Source organism: Leeuwenhoekiella palythoae, assembly GCF_020310025.1.
Taxonomy (GTDB): Bacteria; Bacteroidota; Bacteroidia; order Flavobacteriales; family Flavobacteriaceae; genus Leeuwenhoekiella; species Leeuwenhoekiella palythoae.
The window spans coordinates 3,825,931-3,844,598 of sequence record NZ_CP084318.1 but is presented as its reverse complement, the minus strand read 5'-3'; the positions used below and the strand labels follow the sequence as shown (position 1 = coordinate 3,844,598).

General features: G+C 39.1%; 12 protein-coding genes. 10 read left to right on the top strand and 2 right to left on the bottom strand.

Annotated elements, in window-relative coordinates:
• The first annotated feature begins 2 nt into the window (after positions 1–2).
• Positions 3–2,312: an FdhF/YdeP family oxidoreductase gene (locus LDL79_RS16475; RefSeq protein ID WP_225598534.1), complete on the top strand. Its 2,310-nt coding sequence runs from the start codon at positions 3–5 to the stop codon at positions 2,310–2,312.
• Between the two features lie 171 nt (positions 2,313–2,483).
• Here the strand turns inward: LDL79_RS16475 and dapB are convergent, their stop codons facing one another.
• Positions 2,484–3,284, bottom strand: a complete 801-nt coding sequence (dapB, locus tag LDL79_RS16470) for a 4-hydroxy-tetrahydrodipicolinate reductase (RefSeq protein WP_225598533.1) — start codon at positions 3,282–3,284, stop codon at positions 2,484–2,486.
• A gap of 384 nt (positions 3,285–3,668) precedes the next feature.
• On the opposite strand from dapB, the gene nirB reads away from it, so the two are divergent.
• From nirB to LDL79_RS16430, 8 genes are all read left to right on the top strand, one after another.
• On the top strand, positions 3,669–6,179 hold the full coding sequence (gene nirB / locus LDL79_RS16465; protein WP_225598532.1) for a nitrite reductase large subunit NirB: 2,511 nt from the start codon (positions 3,669–3,671) through the stop codon (positions 6,177–6,179).
• A gap of 77 nt (positions 6,180–6,256) precedes the next feature.
• A complete protein-coding gene (gene nirD, locus LDL79_RS16460; RefSeq protein WP_072982182.1) occupies positions 6,257–6,634 on the top strand; it encodes a nitrite reductase small subunit NirD in 378 nt (125 codons plus the stop codon).
• Positions 6,635–6,645: 11 nt separating this feature from the next.
• The gene (locus LDL79_RS16455) at positions 6,646–7,224 is read left to right on the top strand and encodes a DUF4202 domain-containing protein (RefSeq protein WP_225598531.1); all 579 of its coding nucleotides are present in this window, start codon (positions 6,646–6,648) and stop codon (positions 7,222–7,224) included.
• Between the two features lie 7 nt (positions 7,225–7,231).
• The gene (locus tag LDL79_RS16450; RefSeq protein WP_225598530.1) at positions 7,232–9,031 is read left to right on the top strand and encodes an ATP-binding protein; all 1,800 of its coding nucleotides are present in this window, start codon (positions 7,232–7,234) and stop codon (positions 9,029–9,031) included.
• A gap of 4 nt (positions 9,032–9,035) precedes the next feature.
• Positions 9,036–9,713 carry a response regulator transcription factor gene (locus LDL79_RS16445; protein ID WP_225599991.1) on the top strand — a complete coding sequence of 226 codons (678 nt, stop codon included), beginning with the start codon at positions 9,036–9,038 and terminating at the stop codon, positions 9,711–9,713.
• Positions 9,714–9,849: 136 nt separating this feature from the next.
• Positions 9,850–11,280: a NarK family nitrate/nitrite MFS transporter gene (locus tag LDL79_RS16440; RefSeq protein ID WP_225598529.1), complete on the top strand. Its 1,431-nt coding sequence runs from the start codon at positions 9,850–9,852 to the stop codon at positions 11,278–11,280.
• Positions 11,281–11,449: 169 nt separating this feature from the next.
• A complete protein-coding gene (locus LDL79_RS16435; protein WP_225598528.1) occupies positions 11,450–14,974 on the top strand; it encodes a nitrate reductase in 3,525 nt (1,174 codons plus the stop codon).
• Positions 14,971–16,410: a rubredoxin gene (locus tag LDL79_RS16430; protein WP_225598527.1), complete on the top strand. Its 1,440-nt coding sequence runs from the start codon at positions 14,971–14,973 to the stop codon at positions 16,408–16,410. Before LDL79_RS16435 ends, LDL79_RS16430 begins: the two co-directional genes overlap by 4 nt.
• On the opposite strand, the gene cobA is transcribed toward LDL79_RS16430, so the two are convergent.
• A complete protein-coding gene (gene cobA / locus LDL79_RS16425) occupies positions 16,404–17,171 on the bottom strand; it encodes a uroporphyrinogen-III C-methyltransferase (RefSeq protein ID WP_225598526.1) in 768 nt (255 codons plus the stop codon). The two genes, LDL79_RS16430 and cobA, sit on opposite strands and share 7 nt — an antisense overlap.
• Before the next feature lie 153 nt (positions 17,172–17,324).
• On the opposite strand from cobA, the gene LDL79_RS16420 reads away from it, so the two are divergent.
• Entirely contained in the window at positions 17,325–18,590 is a 1,266-nt protein-coding gene (locus LDL79_RS16420) for an alginate export family protein (protein ID WP_225598525.1), read from the top strand.
• Positions 18,591–18,668 lie beyond the last annotated feature (78 nt).

Here is an 18,668-nt window from a genome sequence, read left to right as displayed (position 1 = left end):
TTATGTCAAAGCCTGTAAACAGAGGAGTGTCTATCACCGGAATCGAAGAATTTACAAACATAAAACTCGGAGAACCAGTACGTGACGCCGCCGGAATGTTGGGCGTAAAAGAGGCTCTCAAACACGGTTTTAAAGAGATGGGCGTGTTGCGCTCTATGGGCGCTCTGCTCAAAATGAATCAGAAAGATGGCTTTGACTGCCCCAGTTGCGCCTGGCCTGATCCAGAAAATAGATCTCCTGTTGCAGAATATTGTGAGAATGGTGCAAAAGCACTTGCTGATGAAGCTACTTTGGCTAAGGCAGATACTAATTTGTTCAAAAAATGGAGCGTGGGAGAGTTGTCGCAACTTTCAGATTACGAACTGAATAAATTTGGTAGACTTACAGAACCCATGGTTTTAAAACCAGATAGCACGCATTACGAACCGATTACTTGGGAAGAAGCGTACCAACTTATAGCAACCCATTTAAAGGAATTGCGTTCGCCTGATGAGGCGATCTTTTACACCTCTGGTCGTTCTAGTAACGAAGCTGCTTTTTTATACGGAACCTTCGCGCGTGCTTTTGGCACTAATAATTTACCCGATTGTTCAAATATGTGCCACGAATCTAGCGGTGTTGCGCTCGGTGAAACGCTTGGAATAGGGAAGGGCTCCACCGTACTAGAAGATCTTTATGAAGCAGAAGTGATCCTGATCGCAGGGCAAAATCCGGGAACGAATCACCCCAGAATGATGTCAGCATTAGAAAAGTGCAAAAACAATGGCGGAAAAGTAATCAGCATAAATCCTTTAGAGGAATCCGGATTAGTGAATTTTAAAAATCCGCAACACTTGAGCGGAACTATTGGAAGCGGAGTTCAAATGGCCGATTTGCATTTACCGGTTCAGATCAATCAAGATATTCCGTTAATGAAACTCATCTTAAAGAAGCTGGCAGTTCTTGATGGTATTGATTATTCGGTTTTTGATCACGCGTTTATTGAAAAATATACTTCGGGCTATAAAGCTTTGATGCTGGATCTTGATCAATATGACGAGCAAGATCTTTTAAATAGATGCGGGGTAAGTGAAGCTTCAATCAACAAAGCGGTTGCGATGCTGCGTAAAGCTAAAAAAATCATTGTGTGCTGGGCAATGGGGCTCACGCAACATAAAAACGGAGTTGAGAATATACGTGAATTCGTGAACCTCTTATTACTGAAAGGTGCTCTTGGTAAACCCGGCGCCGGAACGTGTCCCGTGCGCGGCCATAGTAATGTGCAAGGAGATCGAAGTGTGGGGATTCAGCATTTTGTAGATGAAGCGATGAACGAACGCATACGGAAGCATATGTCTTTTGAACCGCCTAAAAATAGGGGCTTGGATGTCGTAGAGTCCATACAAGCGATGCACGAAGGCAAAGCGAAAGCATTTTTCTGTTTAGGTGGAAATTTTTTAATGGCTGCTTCTGATACTAAGTATACCGCCGAAGCTATTGAGCAGTGTGATCTAACGGTGCAAATAAGTACTAAACTCAATCGCTCACATCTTGTCACCGGTAAAACTGCGCTCATTTTACCTACGTTGGGTAGGTCTGAAAAGGATATGAATGGGGATACTAAGCGTTACTTCACTGTCGAAAATAGTATGGGAAAAGTGAGTCAATCTAAAGGGGTTCTAAAACCCGTAGCCGGAAACTTGCGCAGTGAGCCACAAATCATCGCCGAACTTGCTGACGCTTATTTTGACTATCATCCATTAGACTGGAAGCAGCTAAGTCAAGATTATGATTTGATTCGCGAGTATATAGATAAAGTGGCTAAAGGCTTTGAAGAAACCTCAAAACGCTCTGAAGGACACGGATATTATTTACCCAATAATGTACGCAACCTAGACTTTAGTATGCTTCCGGAAGGGAAAGCCCAACTCACGGTCAATAAATTACCAGAACATCAACTTGATAACGATGAACTTATGTTGATGACTATACGTTCTCACAATCAATTTAATACCACGATTTATGGTCTTGATGATCGTTATCGCGGTGTATATAATGAGCGTCGGGTAGTCTTTATTAATAAAGAAGATATGAAAGCGCAAGGTTTACATAAACTGGATGTTGTAGATCTTACGAGCAGTTATGACGGGGTAGTGCGCACAGCACATAAATTTCTGGTCGTACCGTATGAAATACCCAAAGGCAATATAGCGGCCTATTTCCCTGAAACCAATGTACTTGTACCTTACAATCATTATGCAGATCGCAGCAACACCCCAATAAGTAAATCAGTTAAAGTAAGGATTGTAAAACGGGTTGATTTGAGTAATTAGGAGTATGGGTGTACTCACCGAAGCAATACAACACGCGTGGAGCTTGTGGTCTATTCATATGAATTCAGTTAAGTTGGGCAAATGATACTATTGATGATTTGCCGTCTTTAAGTTAATTTAATACATCTGAATAGACCTTCAACATTATCTCCATAGCTTAAACTTCAATACTCAAAATTCCATAATAGAATCAAGCCCTCTTTTTAAACCTTTGAAAGTACCAACTTTCTCAATAGCCAAAAGTCCGCCTTTTACATATGGTTCAGCGCTCGCACCAGAATCATGCCTTATCAATAATTTCTCGTCTTTTAGGCCAAAAATTGTTTCAATAGAAATAACGTGACCCGGAAGCCTAACTGAATGAACTTGAACATCGTTAAGATTTGCACCACGACTTGCCTGATCACCCATCAATTCATCTTCGGTAACATATTTATTGGGTTTCTGAACTTTTGATAGGCGATATGCAAGTTCTCTTGCTGTTCCGCTTGGGGCATCAATCTTATCTTCGTGAGTATAATCTATAATTTCAAAATTAGGAATATACTTAGCTGCCATTTCTGAGAATTTTTGAAGAAGCACCACAGTCAAAGCAAAGTTCCCAACCGCTAGGATAGAGGTGTTAAACCTGTTTGCAGCTTTTTCAATATCAGCGTAATCTGCATCAGTTAAACCAGAGGTTCCGACGATGACATTTTTACCTTTTTCTGTTGCTTTTAAAATGTTGTTTTTAGTACTATTGGGTTTGGTATATTCTACAAGAATGTCAAAATCGACTTTATCTAAAGCAATTTCAATATTTTCATAAATGGGTATGGGTTCTGAATCTATTTGTAGAATTTGTGCAAGGTCTTCACCTTTATGCGTGCGTGATAATGCACCAACTAATTGCATATTTGGGTGATTAAAAACGCCTTTGCACAAAGCAGCACCTGCCCATCCCGTTCCTCCTGCTATAAATACTTTGATCATAATGATTGAAATTAAAGTTTAACACATCTTTTTTTCTCTAAATAATAGAGTTGTCTTTAAAAATAACTAGTTAGAATAGCTAGCATTTAGTTTATGTAACTAGTTACGTAAAAGTATTCTATTTAAATGTAACCGGTTACGTTAATGTGATTAATTAACAATTCTAGTTAGGGAAGGAGTGCGCGTCTAAAGTCAAATCCTATTTAATATACTTTATAATATAGAGTCATTCGTGAGCCAGCGTTGGCTATTTCAATGAAAGATTATTGGTTACACTGTGATTTATATAAACAAATTCCAAAACATATATTTTTAATTATTTACGTAGTAGAATTATTTTATTAAGTATAAATACTTATATTTGGTTTTATAAATACGTAGCATATGAAAAAAGTAATCGTAGTTGGTAATGGGATGGTTGGGTATAAATTCTGTGAAAAACTCAGTCAGCATCCCGATTTTGAAGCTTATGAGCTCACCGTTTTTGGTGAAGAATCTAGACCTGCTTATGACCGTGTTCATCTAAGTGAGTACTTTTCTGATAAATCTGCAGATGAACTTTTGTTAGCACCTTCAGCGTGGTATGCCTCTAAAAACATTGACCTGCGCACTTCAGAATTAGTGATCGCTATCAATACAGATGCGCAAACGATCACTACTCATAAAGAAGGCCAATATGCTTATGATTATCTGGTCTTAGCCACTGGGTCTTCTCCATTTGTTCCACCTATAAAAGGAGCTGATAAGCAAGGTGTTTTTGTTTACCGCACCATTGAAGACCTCGATGCTATGAAGGCTTATGCCACCAAGCTAAAAGCAGCCGGTAAAAAGAATGCAGCCGTTCTTGGTGGTGGTCTGTTAGGTTTAGAAGCAGCGAACGCCGCTAAAGAATTAGGCTTAAATGCACATGTTGTAGAATTTGCCTCACGATTAATGCCCAGACAGCTTGATCAGCAAGCGAGTGATATGCTTCAAGCCAAAATAGAAAGTTTGGGTATAGGTATTCACCTAAGTAAAGCTACTGATCTTATTGCAGGTGAGGATTGTATTACGCGAATGGATTTTGCTGATGATACGCATTTAGATGTAGATATGCTTATCATTTCTGCTGGTATCAGGCCTAGGGATGAATTGGCGCGTAACGCTGGCATACAAGTAGGAGCGCGCGGTGGTATTTATGTTAATGAGAAAATGCAAACTTCGGTTGAGACTATTTATGCAATAGGTGAAGTCGCGTTGTATAACGAAGGAATTTACGGCCTTGTTGCACCAGGTTATGAGATGGCAGATGTGGCGGTACAGCAGATTACTGGTGGCGATAAATGTATGGCTGCATCCATAGATATGTCTACCCAACTTAAACTTATAGGTACAGAGGTTGCAAGTTTTGGCGATCCTTTTGTTGAAAATGATGAGATTGTTGCCATTACTTATGAAAACAAACACAGTGGCGTTTATAAACGTATTAACGTAGCCCGTGATGGTTCACGCTTGTACGGCGGTATTCTCGTTGGTGATTCTTCAGATTACAACAGTTTATTTCAGATCTATTATAACGTAATGAAACTTCCGGAAAATCCTGAAGATTTAATCTTGGGTTCTCGAGGTGGAGACAGTATCCTAGGCAGTGTACTTGATTTACCAGATTCTGCTCAAATATGTTCTTGCGAAAGCGTTTCTAAAGGAGCAATTTGTAAAAGTCTTGAAGATGGAAGCTGCTCAGGATATAAAGATATTGTGAGTTGTACTAAAGCCACTACCGGTTGTGGTGGTTGTAAACCTATGGTGACTGATCTGGTAAACGAGACCCTTAAATCTTTAGGAAAAGAAATAAAAGATACGGTGTGTGAACATTTTGAATTCAGCCGGCAGGAGCTTTACGATCTGGTCAAAGTAAAGAAGATCACAACTTTTGAAGAAGCACTTCAGAAAATAGGAAAAGGATGCGGTTGTGAAATTTGTAAGCCGGTACTGGCTTCTGTTTTTTCGAGCATTTATATGGAAACTGCTAACAAGCAACCGGCTATACAGGATTCTAATGACCGATTTCTCGCCAATATTCAGCGAAATGGTACCTACTCAGTGGTACCTAGAGTTCCGGGAGGTGAGATCACGCCTGAAAAACTTATAGTTTTAGGTGAAATAGCAAAACAGTATGATCTGTACACCAAGATCACAGGCGGGCAACGCATAGACTTATTTGGAGCACAATTGCACGAATTACCGTTGATCTGGAAAGCGCTCATAGATGCAGGATTTGAAAGTGGTCACGCCTACGGAAAATCCTTGCGTACCGTTAAGAGTTGTGTAGGGTCTACTTGGTGTCGTTACGGTATGCACGAGTCAGTTTCTTTTGCTATTGAAATTGAAAACAGGTACCGCGGTTTACGCTCTCCACATAAACTGAAGGGTGGCGTATCAGGTTGTATACGAGAGTGTGCAGAAGCCCGAGGAAAGGATTTTGGATTGATCGCGGTAGATGGAGGATGGAATTTATATGTATGTGGAAACGGTGGCGCCACACCTAAACACGCTATTCTTCTTGCTGAAAAATTAGATGACGCAACCTGCGTTAAATACTTAGATCGCTTTTTGATGTATTACATACGTACTGCGGGGCCGCTAGTTCGTACCGCTCCTTGGCTTGAAAAACTGGATGGGGGAATTGAGTATCTCAAAAAGGTAATTATTGAAGATAGCCTTGGGATCGCCGATGACCTTGAGCAAGAAATGCAAGGTTTGGTAAATAGATACGAATGCGAATGGAAACAAGCTATTGAAAACCCCGAAATGGCAAGCCGATTTAAGCATTTTGTAAACTCTGACGATACAGATGATAATATTGAGTTTGTTGCGTTGAGGGATCAAAAAATGCCAAAACCTTGGACCTCCTAAAACTGGCAGAATTTTTCATACCACAATAGAAGTTTCAAATAAAAGCATATTCAACAGGTAATTTTAAAAAATCACTTATGGAAGAATTACTCAATACGTATAAAAGTGTAACACTGGAAGGGGCCAGAACTTGGGTACAAGTTGGTCACCAATCCGATTTTCCGCAGAATGGTGGGGCGTGCATTAAACACAAAAACAAGCAGATCGCAGTGTATAATTTCAGTCTTACCCAGTCGTGGTATGCGTGCCAGAACTTATGCCCGCATAAAATGGAAATGGTACTTTCAAGAGGTATGATCGGTGATCTAGACGGTATTCCCAAAGTAGCGTGCCCATTGCACAAAAAGACCTTTTCGCTTGAAAATGGTTCAAATCTAAACGGAGAAAATTTTAAAATTGCGGTCTATCCGGTAAAAATTCAAAATGAAATGGTGTATATTGGTTTTGAGGATTAATAACCTGAACCATGACAAAACTCGAGCAAGCGATACAAAAAATAGATGCTTTAAATGCGCAAGATCCTAATCTTGAAAAAGATGGTGAGCAAGAAGTCCCTAAAGAATTGTTGTATTCGCAACGTATGACGCAACATTTATTTGCCTTTGAGCCAGATGCTAGTGAACCTTTACAAGTTGCGGCCAGAGCTCAACATATTTGCCGCTGGAAAAGCCCTCGGGAAGATTACCCGATGACCCGTGTAGGCTATTTAAAATGGCGCGAGGAATTAAAAAAAATGCACGCACAAGTGACTGGGGATCTATTAGAATCTTTAGACTTTGAGAAGGAATTTATAGATCGGGTTCAGTTTCTAATTAAGAAAAAGCGCATTAAAAAAGATCAGGAATCTCAAACCTTAGAAGATGTAATTTGTTTGGTATTCTTAAGCTATTATTTTGAAGATTTTGCAGCCAAGCACGAGACAGATAAAGTCATTGATATTGTTCAGAAAACTTGGGCAAAAATGTCTGAGAAAGGCCAGCAGGCAGCGCTTAAACTTCCACTAAGTGCAACCACATTAGATCTGGTGGGTAAAGCACTTGCTTAATGTAATTATGGCATCGTTAGATCAAAAAACCTTTGTAAAATTACGCCGCCTCTACATAATTGCTTTGAGCCTCATCGCAGTCTCGGTTTTCGTAAGTCAGTTTTTAGTACAGAATTTTTTAGATGATCAGGCTACTGACAGTAGAGTGATCAATATTGCCGGGCGGCAGCGTATGTTAAGCCAAAAGCTTACAAAAGAAGCCATTCAACTTAAATATCCGGATTCTAAATTTGCGTTGCGTGCTCTTCAAGATAGTTTGGCTCAAACCCGTAATCTATGGTATGTGAGTCACAAAGCGCTTCAGCAAGGCAGCGATTCCTTACAAATTCCGCATATCGCTTCAGATACTATTGCCAAACTTTATGAGAAGATCAATCCGTTTTTTAATCAAATTCTGGATGCTTCATCCACGCTAGTTCGTTCATCTCAAAATACGGATCAATCCAGCCCGGAGATGGACTCCGCGATACCAACGATTCAGAATAACGAGGGAGCGTTTTTAAAATGGATGGATCAAATTGTAGATCAGTATGAACTCGAAGCTGCTTCAAAAATTGACCGTCTTCGTACGCTAGAAACGCTACTTGCTTGTCTTACACTTTTGATTTTATTGGGCGAATTTATATTTATTTTCTGGCCTACAGCAAAAGTCGTTCGTAACGGAATGCTGGAACTTATTAATGCAGAGCGTAAAGCTTTAAAAATGGCAAAAGATGCCGATACACTTACAGAGTCAAAAGAAAAATTGCTTTGGGAATCTCGAGCCTTAAACCAAGCAATGGATAAAACATTACTTTTTGTACGCACCGATACTAGCGGTGTACTCCTTCAGGCAGGAGAACAGTTTAAAAAAATGTTTAAGCTTAATTCAGTACAAGAGAATACAAAGTTCGCTTCGGTGATCTCAAATGTTGAACTCGAGCAACAAAATCTAGAAAAGATTCTCACTGAACATAAAAAAAACGGATGGCAAGGTGAGGTTAAAGGCAGATCGCCAGAAGGTAAAGATTTGTATTTAGAGATGTCGTTACTACCGTTTCAAAAGGAGAAAAGTAGCAACGAACTTCTAATAATTCTTTTAGATATAACCAAAAGAAAAGAAGCGCACGAGGAAATAGAGCGGTTAACTAAAGCCAATTTTGAAGAGCGCATAAGCAGGCAGAAAAATGTCTCAAGACAAATTATTGAAAACCAGGAACAAGAACAAAACAGGATTGCGCAAGATCTCCACGACGGCATTGGTCAAATGTTGACCGGACTAAAATTCACCTTAGAGAGCATCAACCTCAAGGATCGTGACAAAGCACAGATTAAAATAGATCACCTTAAAGTACTCTCTTTAGATATTATAAAAGGCATACGTACCGCCACTTTCAATTTAACTCCACCAGAATTAACAGATCACGGTTTAGTGCCTGCATTGATTAAACTGGCTAAAGAATTAACCGGTTTAACGGGGAAACAAATCACTCTAAATAACGCGACAGGTTTTAATCAAAGGTTAGATTCCCTTGTGGAAATCAATACGTATCGTATTACGCAAGAAGCTGTAAATAATGCTATTAAATATGCAAATTCCACGAGTATTTTAGTACGCATTAGACATACGGAGCGTCTTCTAAGCCTAACCATTGAAGACGATGGCGATGGCTTTGATATTGAGCAAGCCCAACAAACTAAACGTGGAGATGGCGGTATGGGAATGACCTTTATGCGCGAACGTATGAACTATATAAATGGGAGACTTTTTGTAAATTCGGAAGTTGGAAAAGGAACCCGCATTACACTAAATATTCCTATTGATTGACCCCATGGATACTGAAACACTTAAAGTTATACTAGCAGATGATCACGTTCTAGTACGCGATGGTATAAAGGCGCTTTTAGAAGAAGAGCAGGAAATTATGGTCATAGATGAAGCCTCAAATGGTAAAGAAGCTTTACATGTTATCAAAGAGACCACTCCAGATTTACTTATTGTAGATATCAGAATGCCTGAAATGAATGGTATTGAAGTGGTACAAGCTATAAAAAACGAAGCTATTCCTGTAAAGACTTTGGTCTTATCTATGCACGATAGTGAAGAATATGTGTTGCAGTCCATACAAGCGGGCGCAGACGGATATTTGCTTAAAGGCTCAAGTAAAGAAGAATTTATAAAGGCTTTAAACACGATTAAAAATGGCGAAAAGTATTTTGCAGGCGAACTCTCCTCTATAATCATCAACAACTATGTGAATGGTAACGTGTCTTCTGTATCTAAACAAGAAACAAAGAAAGAATCGATTGCAGATGCTTTTAGTCTTACTAAGCGTGAACAGCAGATATTAAATTTAGTTCTCGAAGGAAAGAGTAATAAAGAAATAGGTGAGGAGCTTAATATTAGCAAACGTACTTGCGAGGTGCATCGTTTCAATTTGATGAAAAAATTAGAAGTTAAAAATCTTATGGAGCTGGCGAATAAGGTTTCAGCATTCAATATTTCTTAATTCGACAGCGTGATTACTAGAATATCTATAAAACTTAACACTCAGATTTAAAAGGTATTAGGAATTCCTTAAAACTTTGAACTACGTATTTTGATTAAGTATATATACTTATATTTGTGAGTATAAATACTTAATTATGAAAACAACAATCACTTCAGCTAAGGCAACGCGCCTAAATTTTCGAGATTTTACCAGTGTTCCAATGCGAACATTTTGGATTACATCAATTGCATTCTTTTTATGTTTCTTCGCTTGGTTTGGTATTGTGCCCTTTATGCCCGATGTGGTTAGAGATTTAGGACTTACACCTGCTCAAAAATGGAATTCTGTAATACTTGCTGTTTCAGGTACTGTATTTGCCCGTTTACTTATAGGGAAACTATGTGATAAATACGGACCAAGATTATGCTACACATGGTTGTTATTGCTTGGAGCTATACCGGTAATACTATGTGGTCTCGTGCAAACACCCTTACAATTCTTAATATGTAGATTGTTTATTGGTTTTATTGGGGCGAGTTTTGTGATCACACAGGTACACACCTCACTGATGTTTGCTTCTAATATCGTTGGGACTGCAAATGCGACCTCTGCCGGATGGGGAAATATGGGAGGTGGAGCCAACCGTTTAATTATGCCACTTATAGCTGCGGCTATCATAGGTTTAGGTGTTGCTGAAGCAGATGCCTGGAGGTATTCGCTTGTTATTGCCGGAGTAATTTGCTTTTTAATGGGGATCGTCTATTTCTTTTTTACAAAAGATACTCCTGAAGGAAATTTCAAAGAGATCAAAGCGGCGGGAAAAAAGATCAAAGGAAAAAAGAAGGATGAAGTTGGTTTTCTCGAAGCCTTAAAAGATTATCGCGTATGGATCTTATTTGTGGTCTATGCGGCGTGTTTTGGAATAGAGCTCACCGTTTACGGGACAATGGATGACTATTTGCAAAATACGTTTAATCTTGAACGCATAACAGCCGGTAATATCGTGCTCTCTTTTGCTTTGATGAATTTATTCGCGAGAACGCTTGGCGGGTATTTTGGAGATCGCTTAGGAAAATTAAAAGGTCTTCGCGGTCGTGTTTTGTTTCTTGTAGCCATCTTGGCTGTTGAGGGAGTAATGCTTGTTACCTTTTCTACCATTACCAGTCTATTGTTAGGAATTATTTTTCTAGTTGCTTTTAGTCTTTCGGTGCAAATGGCCGAAGGAGCAACTTTCTCTGTTGTGCCTTTTATTAATAAAAAGGCCATTGGTTCGATCTCAGGAATCGTGGGTGCAGGGGGTAATGTAGGTGCTTTTTTAGCAGCAATGCTTTTGAAATCAAAAGCTGCAGTTGCAGAGCAAGCAGCAATCAATGCTAATTCTGGTGCCAGTGAAGAGGTCATTCGCTTAGCACAGTCAGAAGCTGCAGCAACAGCAGTTTCTAGTGGATATTTCATTATAGGAATTATGGTGTTCGTCATCGGTCTATTAGCTTATGCTATAAAGTTCTCTACCGCAGATGAAAAGAATGCGATCGAAGAATTAAAGCTTTCGGGGCAAGAAAACCTTATACCGTCTAATGCATAAATAGTATTGAGGGTATTATTAAAATTTATTTTAGCGCATTTAATTTTGATAATACTCCTAAAACTTTAACCTTAGTAGAGCAAACTTATCTGTGGCAGCCCAATTATAGACTTCCTTGATAAATTTGATACAGAACTCGTAATTCATTAAACAAACGTATTTCTCGTTTATGCAGGATAACTCAATAAAATCTACTTGTTCCTATTGTGGAGTAGGGTGCGGTTTACTCATAAAGAAAGATTCTAAGAATAAGGTTTCGGTTGAAGGTGATCCAGACCACCCGGTGAATAAAGGTATGCTGTGCTCAAAAGGCAGAAACCTTCATTATGTGGTAAATGACACTTCAGACCGGTTGCTTTATCCTCAAATGCGCTGGAGTAAATCGCATCCTAATCTGGATAGGGTAGATTGGGATACTGCATTAGAGCGTGCTGCACATGTTTTTAAATCCATTATCAAACAGCACGGTCCGGATAGCGTGGGCTTCTATGTTTCAGGACAATGCTTAACCGAAGAATATTATATCGCCAATAAACTTGTAAAAGGCTTTTTAGGAACTAATAATATTGATACCAATAGCCGTTTGTGTATGAGTAGTGCAGTGGTGGGCTATAAAAAGACTTTTGGTGAAGATTCTGTTCCTATTGCTTATGCAGATATTGAACTGGCAGATTGTTTTTTGATTACCGGAGCTAATCCGGCGTATTGCCATCCTATACTGTTTCGGCGTATTGAAGCGCATAAAGAAAAGAATCCCGATGTTAAAATAATAGCTGTAGATCCGCGACGAACAGATACTGCAGCTTATGCAGATTTACATCTTCAGCTGTTGCCCGGTACTGATATCATTCTATATAACGCCATTGGCCGAAGACTTTTAGAACAAGGTCTGGTAGATAAAGATTTCATAGATAATCACACCGAAGGTTTTGCGCAATACCGCGCTCAAGTTATGCAACTGTCTTTAAAGGAAGCTGCGAAGCAATGTGGTGTTCCGGTGGCTGACATAAAAAAGGCTGCTGACATAATAGGCATCAGTAAAGGTTTTATAAGTATGTGGGCGATGGGCTTAAACCAAAGCGTCGTAGGTACTAATAAGAATTTTGCCCTCTTAAACCTATCTTTAATAACCGGTCAGGTTGGCAAGCCAGGCTCGGGTCCTTTTTCACTCACTGGTCAACCTAATGCTATGGGAGGTCGAGAAGTGGGCGGTATGGCTAATTTATTAGCGGTGCACAAAGATTTAATGAATGAAAATCATCGTCGTGAAGTTGCTCATTTTTGGGGTGTGAACGAGATTTCTGGAAAACCGGGCTACACCGCAACACAGATGTTTGAAGCCTTAGAGACAGGACGATTAAAAGCTGTATGGATTATTTGCACCAATCCGTCTGTGAGTTTGCCAGATGTGCGGAAGGTTGATAAAGCACTTCAAAATGCAAAATTTGTTGTGGTTCAAGATATTTCTAAGCGTTCAGATACGTTGCAATATGCAGACTTAATTTTGCCTGCTGCAGGATGGTTGGAGAAAGAAGGAACGATGACCAATTCAGAACGAAGAATTTCGCACTTGCCTAAGGTTGTGGAGGCACCCGGTGAAGCTAGGCCAGATGTAGAAATACTTTGTGATTTTGCACAAAAAATGGGGTTCAGAGGCTTTGATTACTACAATACCTCAGAGATTTATCAAGAATACGCCGCGATGACTAAAGGCACCAATATTGATATTTCTTACCTTAATTATGATCGTCTAAAAAACGAGGGAACATTTCAATGGCCGGTGAATACGTACAGACATATCGGAACACCGCGTTTGTTTGAGGATAAAAAGTTTTATACACCTAGTAAAAAGGCGGTATTTAATATTCCGACTACTTTGTATAATCGTTCTATAAAGCCTGATGCCGAATATCCTTTTGTGTTAACTACAGGTCGTGTGCGCGATCAATGGCATACCATGACAAAAACCGGCAAGGTGTCCCGTTTAAAAACGCATTATCCCACACCGGTATTGGAAATTCATCCGGTTGATGCCGTTAAACTAAAGATAAGAGAAGGAACTATTTGTGAGGTTGCTAGCGAAAACGGTAATGTTCGTGTCAAAGCAAAACTAACTGATACCATTCGACAGGGCGTTGTGTTTTTACCTATGCATTGGGGCAAAAAGTTAGCCTCTGATCTCAATCGCACCAATAATTTGACGCAAAATATGGTGGATCCTCAGAGCAAAGAACCAGACTTTAAGTTTACTGCGGTCCGTGTTGAAAAGTATACTAAAAAGCGAGAAAAAATCGTCGTTATAGGTTCGGGAGCAGCTGCATTTCGCTTTATTCAAAACTATAGAGAGCGCAATACACAAGATATTATCTGTGTCTTTTCAAAAGAAGCACATCCCTTTTATAATCGGGTGCTCCTGCCGGAATATATCACTGAAGAATTATCTTGGGAGCAGTTGCTTAAAATCAAAGAGCAACACCTTTCTACATTAGATATCAGACTTTTTAAGAATAATTCTATTGTTGATATCGATAAGAAATCGAGAACCTTAAAAGACAGTCAAGGTATTTATCATGCCTATGATAAATTAATCATCGCCACCGGAAGCAGGGCCTTTGTTCCTACAGATGTGCGATTAGATCTTCCGGGTAGGTTTACTATGCGGGATAAACTTGATGCAGATCGATTTAAAAAGTACTTGATGCAATCGGGAATTCCTAATGATCAGCAACATGTCGTGATTGTAGGAGGCGGACTTTTAGGACTTGAATTGGCAGCGGCGCTTCGGCATAAATCAGTTAAAATAACCATCATTCAGCGCTCCTCATATTTAATGGAGCGGCAATTGGATAGTATAGCCAGTAATATGCTTGCAAACAATGTGCAGCAACGCGGAATTCAGATCTATTTTGACAATGAAGTGAGTACGGTTTTTGACGCGGAAGAAAGTCATAGTTTAGAGGTCACTCTAAAAAGTGGAAAAGTTTTGGAAGCTAACGCAATTGTCTATGCCGTAGGTACGCGACCTAATATTGAGATTGCACGCAAGGCTGGATTAAAAATGGGTAAAGGGCTACGTGTAAATGAGTATATGCAAACTTCAGATGCCTCTATTTTTGCCCTTGGGGAAATAGCAGAATTTAGAAACCAAACTTTTGGAATCACCGCAGCGGCTGAAGAACAGGCTAATATTCTGGCTAACTATTTAGCAGGCGATATTAGCAATCCTTATAAGGGTTCTGTGCTGATGAATATTCTCAAGTTTGAAGATTTAGACCTCTGTAGTATAGGACAGGTGAGTGTGCCTAAAAATGATCCTTCGTATGAAGAAGTTATTTTTATGGATGTCTCAAAGCAATACTATAAAAAATGCATCATCAATGATGATTTACTCGTAGGAGCCATTTTAATGGGGGACAAGCAAGAATTTGCAGAATTCAAGAATTTAATTGATAGCCGTATTGAACTTGCAGAAAAACGCGAATTATTACTTAGAGGTGCAACCAAGCAAGAGCCGGTAAAAGGTAAACTTATTTGTTCGTGTAATCAGGTGGGAAGTGGCAATATTGAAGAAGCAATAAGACAGGGATGCACAGATTTTACTGCACTTTGTGATCAAACCGGGGCCGGACTAGGCTGCGGAAGCTGTAAAACCGAAGTACGTGAGTTATTAACCGAAGCGACTGTAAAACTATGAGACAGCAATTTTCAAGAGTTATTGTAAAAGGAGGAGTGGTGTCTCCCGGTGAATTAAAAATTATTCTCGATCAAGCAGAGCGTCTAGATTTAGACACTATTGCTTTTGGGTCTCGACAGGATATTTTGTTCTTGACTCAAAATAAAATAGTAGATAATTCTTCAAGTCTGAGACTGGTGACGCCAGATGGCGATCGGGTTGAGAATATAATGAGTTCTTATGTTACGAGTGACCTATTTGCAAGTACCCATTGGCTTACCGGAGATCGTTACTTATATATTCTCGAACAGTTTCAGAATACACCAAAGCTTAAAATTAATATTGTAGACCCTAAACAGCGCGTAGTGCCGTTGTTTACAGGGCACTTGAATTTTATCGCTTCTGAACAAGAAGATTATTGGTATCTATATATGCGTCTTCCACATTGGGAAAAAACGCAAATGTATCCGGTATTGATCTACAGTTGGGATTTGGCACAGATAGCAGAAGCTGTTGAAAGAATTCTGAAAGAAGAACCCCAGAATGTTGAGATGGTTTTTGATCTGGTCATCGATGCTACCGATTTAAATAACAAAACGGTTTCATCTCCTTTAGCGATGGATTTTCAACCTTTTCCTTATTGTGAAGGAATGAACCGTATGCAATCTGGCAAGTATTGGTTAGGCTTGTATTGGCGAAATAACAAGTATGACATAAAATTTTTAAAAGGATTATGTGATTTGTGTGTAACCTCTAGAATTGGCAAAATCGCACTAACACCCTTTAAATCATTTATAGTTAAAGGAATTCCTTCGGAAGATAAACTGGCTTGGGAAAAATTCTTAGGGTTATCAGGAATCAATGTTAGGCACAGTATGCTTGAGCTCAATTGGCATTTGCCGGTTGCGAATGAAATGGCTTTGAATTTAAAACAGTTTTTAGTTGACTCATTTAATAAACAAGACATCAGCACTTATGGGTTAACCTTTGGCATTGCAGACTTTGACCGAAGCGGTTCGTATTTTACATCAATTGTTATCGAAAGAAATAAACCCGATGTTTTACCGGTCGAATTTGAAGCCAGAGCTAGCTTTAATATTGTTTATGCTCGGGATTTTGATCCCAATACGCAAGATTATATTGTGCACGTTCAAGATGTAGATCAGACTGAATTACCCGCCTTATTGATGGAACTTAGTCAAATGTATTTTAAAAATTTAGGAGATAAAAAACCTGCAAAAGAAGTAAGTGCTCCAAAACTTCAAACTATTAAAGTAGCGGTATATCAGTGCAATTCGTGTCAAACAATTTATGATTATAGATTTGGCGATCAGACGCAAAACATACAACCTGGAGTACTTTTTGAAAAACTACCCAACGAATACTGTTGCTCGTTGTGTGAGGGGCCAAAAGAGAATTTTAGTAAAATATCTTTTATGGCAGAATTGAATCAGTAAGTACTCGGTTGTGTTTCTACTTGCTGAGCGATCTGCAACATCTGATCTCTATGATTTACTACGTGGCCTAAAACAATGATAGCAGGATTACTCAGTTGTTTCTCTTTGTAAATTTGAGCGATGGTATTAACCGTTCCTATGGCTATTTTTTCATTACTTAAACTGCCATTTTGAATAATGGCTACGGGCAGTTCATATTTGTTTTGAGCTTTATATAAGTCTAGAATCTCATTGAGTTTAGAAGTACCCATAAGTATTACTACAGTAGCGTTACTTTGAGCAGCGAGCTGCACATCCTTAGATAACTTATGCGCCTTGGTGGTACCGGTTATCACCCAAAAACTTTCAGAAATACCTCGCTTTGTGAGCGGTATATTTTGCAATGCAGGTACAGCATTACACGAGGAGATTCCTGGGATTACGCTTGCCGATATTCCGCGTTGAGCAGCGTATAGCATTTCTTCTGCACCGCGACCAAAAATGAATGGATCACCACCTTTAAGACGCACCACTATAGCATTATTCTGGGCTCTATCTACAATAAGATCGTTTATTTGATCTTGGTGATAGGCATAACACCCCTTGCGTTTGCCAACAAAAATCAATTCGGTTTCCGGTTTGCAGTGTTTTAATACTTCGGGATTAACTAATGCATCATAAAGCACTATATCTGCACTTTTCAATGCTTTTAAACCTTTTAGCGTCAGTAATTCTGGATCGCCGGGTCCGGCACCGAGTAGTATGAGTTTTCCTGTATTCATAATTTAGATATATATACGTATTATTTTATTGAAATCTCTGTAATTAATTGTTATTGAAATTAATTATCCCAAATAATTAGAATAAAATTAAGTATTAATACGTAATAAATCAAATTTTAAAATATATTTGAATGGGAATTTTAAAACGCTATTATGAAAAACATTACCATTACTTTGCTTTTCTTCTGCATGTTTCAAATGGGAGCACAGGAGTTTACTGTTTACGCCGATTTACGGCAACGCTTTGAATACCGCCACGGGTTTACTACGCTTTTTCCGGATAATGCAGAACCTGCAGCATTTGTAAGACAACGAGCACGTTTAAATTTTAATTACTCAGCCAAAAAGCTCAAACTTTTTATTGCAGTTCAAGACGTGAGCACTTGGGGCGATACGAGACAGATTCTGCCGGCTGATGGTAATGATTCGTTTATGCTCTTTCAAGCTTGGGCAGAACTTCAACTGGGTACCCATTGGTCTACCAAGTTGGGAAGACAAGTGATCTCTTATGACGACCAACGCATTATTGGAGGTTTAGATTGGGCTATGCAAGGTCGTTTTCACGATGCTGCTCTTTTAAAATATAAAAAAGAACGTACGCAGCTTGATCTGGGATTTGCTTTTAGTCAGCAAGGTGAATCTATTTTAGGTACAGCATATAACATCCCGGGGTTCTTTACTTATAAGAGTATGCAGTATGTTTATTTTAAGCAAAGTTGGGAGCAATCAAGCTTTAGTTTACTAGGATTAAACACAGGTTTTCAACGTTTTGCTCAAGAAGATATGACGCAGGCAGATGGCGTGTATTATACGCATACAGTGGGTTCTTATTTTACATTTCCTATAGCCAAACTGAAGTTATCAGGAAGTGCGTATTATCAATTTGGTGAAGCCTATCCTGTAGATGAGTCGTTATCTGCTTATCAATTGGCACTGAACGCCACATATAAAGTAGGAAGCACGCTTCTTGGGGTAGGTGCCGAATTGCTAAGTGGTTCTGATCAAGGAAGTTCAGACCGTAAATCATTTTTTCCTCTATATGGGACCAATCATAAATTCAACGGGTTTATGGATTATTTCTATGTAGGTAATCACGCCAATAATGTGGGGCTTAATGATTTTCACGCAAAAGCTGTTTTTAAAACCGGTGAACGCGCTACTTTGCTTACTGCCTTGCATTATTTTACCTCAAATGGTTCATTAGCCGAAACTACAGATAAGTATTTAGGAACTGAATTAGATCTGGTTTATACGCAGCCTTTGATCAAAAATGTAAAATTACAGCTGGGCTACTCGCATATGTTTGCTTCATCAAATATGTCTTTAATCAAAAATGGAGTCACTTCAGAAAATACAAACAATTGGGGATGGGCGATGCTCGTGATCAATCCAAAGTTATTCAATCTTAATTTTGACTAGGGAAGTGGTTACCTATCATTTAATTAAAAAGCCTGCTGAAGATCATTATCAGCAGGCTTTCTTTTTTTATATTGTCGG

Coding starts and splice junctions, on each gene's coding strand:
- LDL79_RS16475 (WP_225598534.1), top strand. CDS start 3: ATGTCAAAGCCTGTAAACAGAGGAGTGTCTATCACCGGAATCGAAGAA.
- dapB (WP_225598533.1), bottom strand. CDS start 3,284: ATGATCAAAGTATTTATAGCAGGAGGAACGGGATGGGCAGGTGCTGCT.
- nirB (WP_225598532.1), top strand. CDS start 3,669: ATGAAAAAAGTAATCGTAGTTGGTAATGGGATGGTTGGGTATAAATTC.
- nirD (WP_072982182.1), top strand. CDS start 6,257: ATGGAAGAATTACTCAATACGTATAAAAGTGTAACACTGGAAGGGGCC.
- LDL79_RS16455 (WP_225598531.1), top strand. CDS start 6,646: ATGACAAAACTCGAGCAAGCGATACAAAAAATAGATGCTTTAAATGCG.
- LDL79_RS16450 (WP_225598530.1), top strand. CDS start 7,232: ATGGCATCGTTAGATCAAAAAACCTTTGTAAAATTACGCCGCCTCTAC.
- LDL79_RS16445 (WP_225599991.1), top strand. CDS start 9,036: ATGGATACTGAAACACTTAAAGTTATACTAGCAGATGATCACGTTCTA.
- LDL79_RS16440 (WP_225598529.1), top strand. CDS start 9,850: ATGAAAACAACAATCACTTCAGCTAAGGCAACGCGCCTAAATTTTCGA.
- LDL79_RS16435 (WP_225598528.1), top strand. CDS start 11,450: ATGCAGGATAACTCAATAAAATCTACTTGTTCCTATTGTGGAGTAGGG.
- LDL79_RS16430 (WP_225598527.1), top strand. CDS start 14,971: ATGAGACAGCAATTTTCAAGAGTTATTGTAAAAGGAGGAGTGGTGTCT.
- cobA (WP_225598526.1), bottom strand. CDS start 17,171: ATGAATACAGGAAAACTCATACTACTCGGTGCCGGACCCGGCGATCCA.
- LDL79_RS16420 (WP_225598525.1), top strand. CDS start 17,325: ATGAAAAACATTACCATTACTTTGCTTTTCTTCTGCATGTTTCAAATG.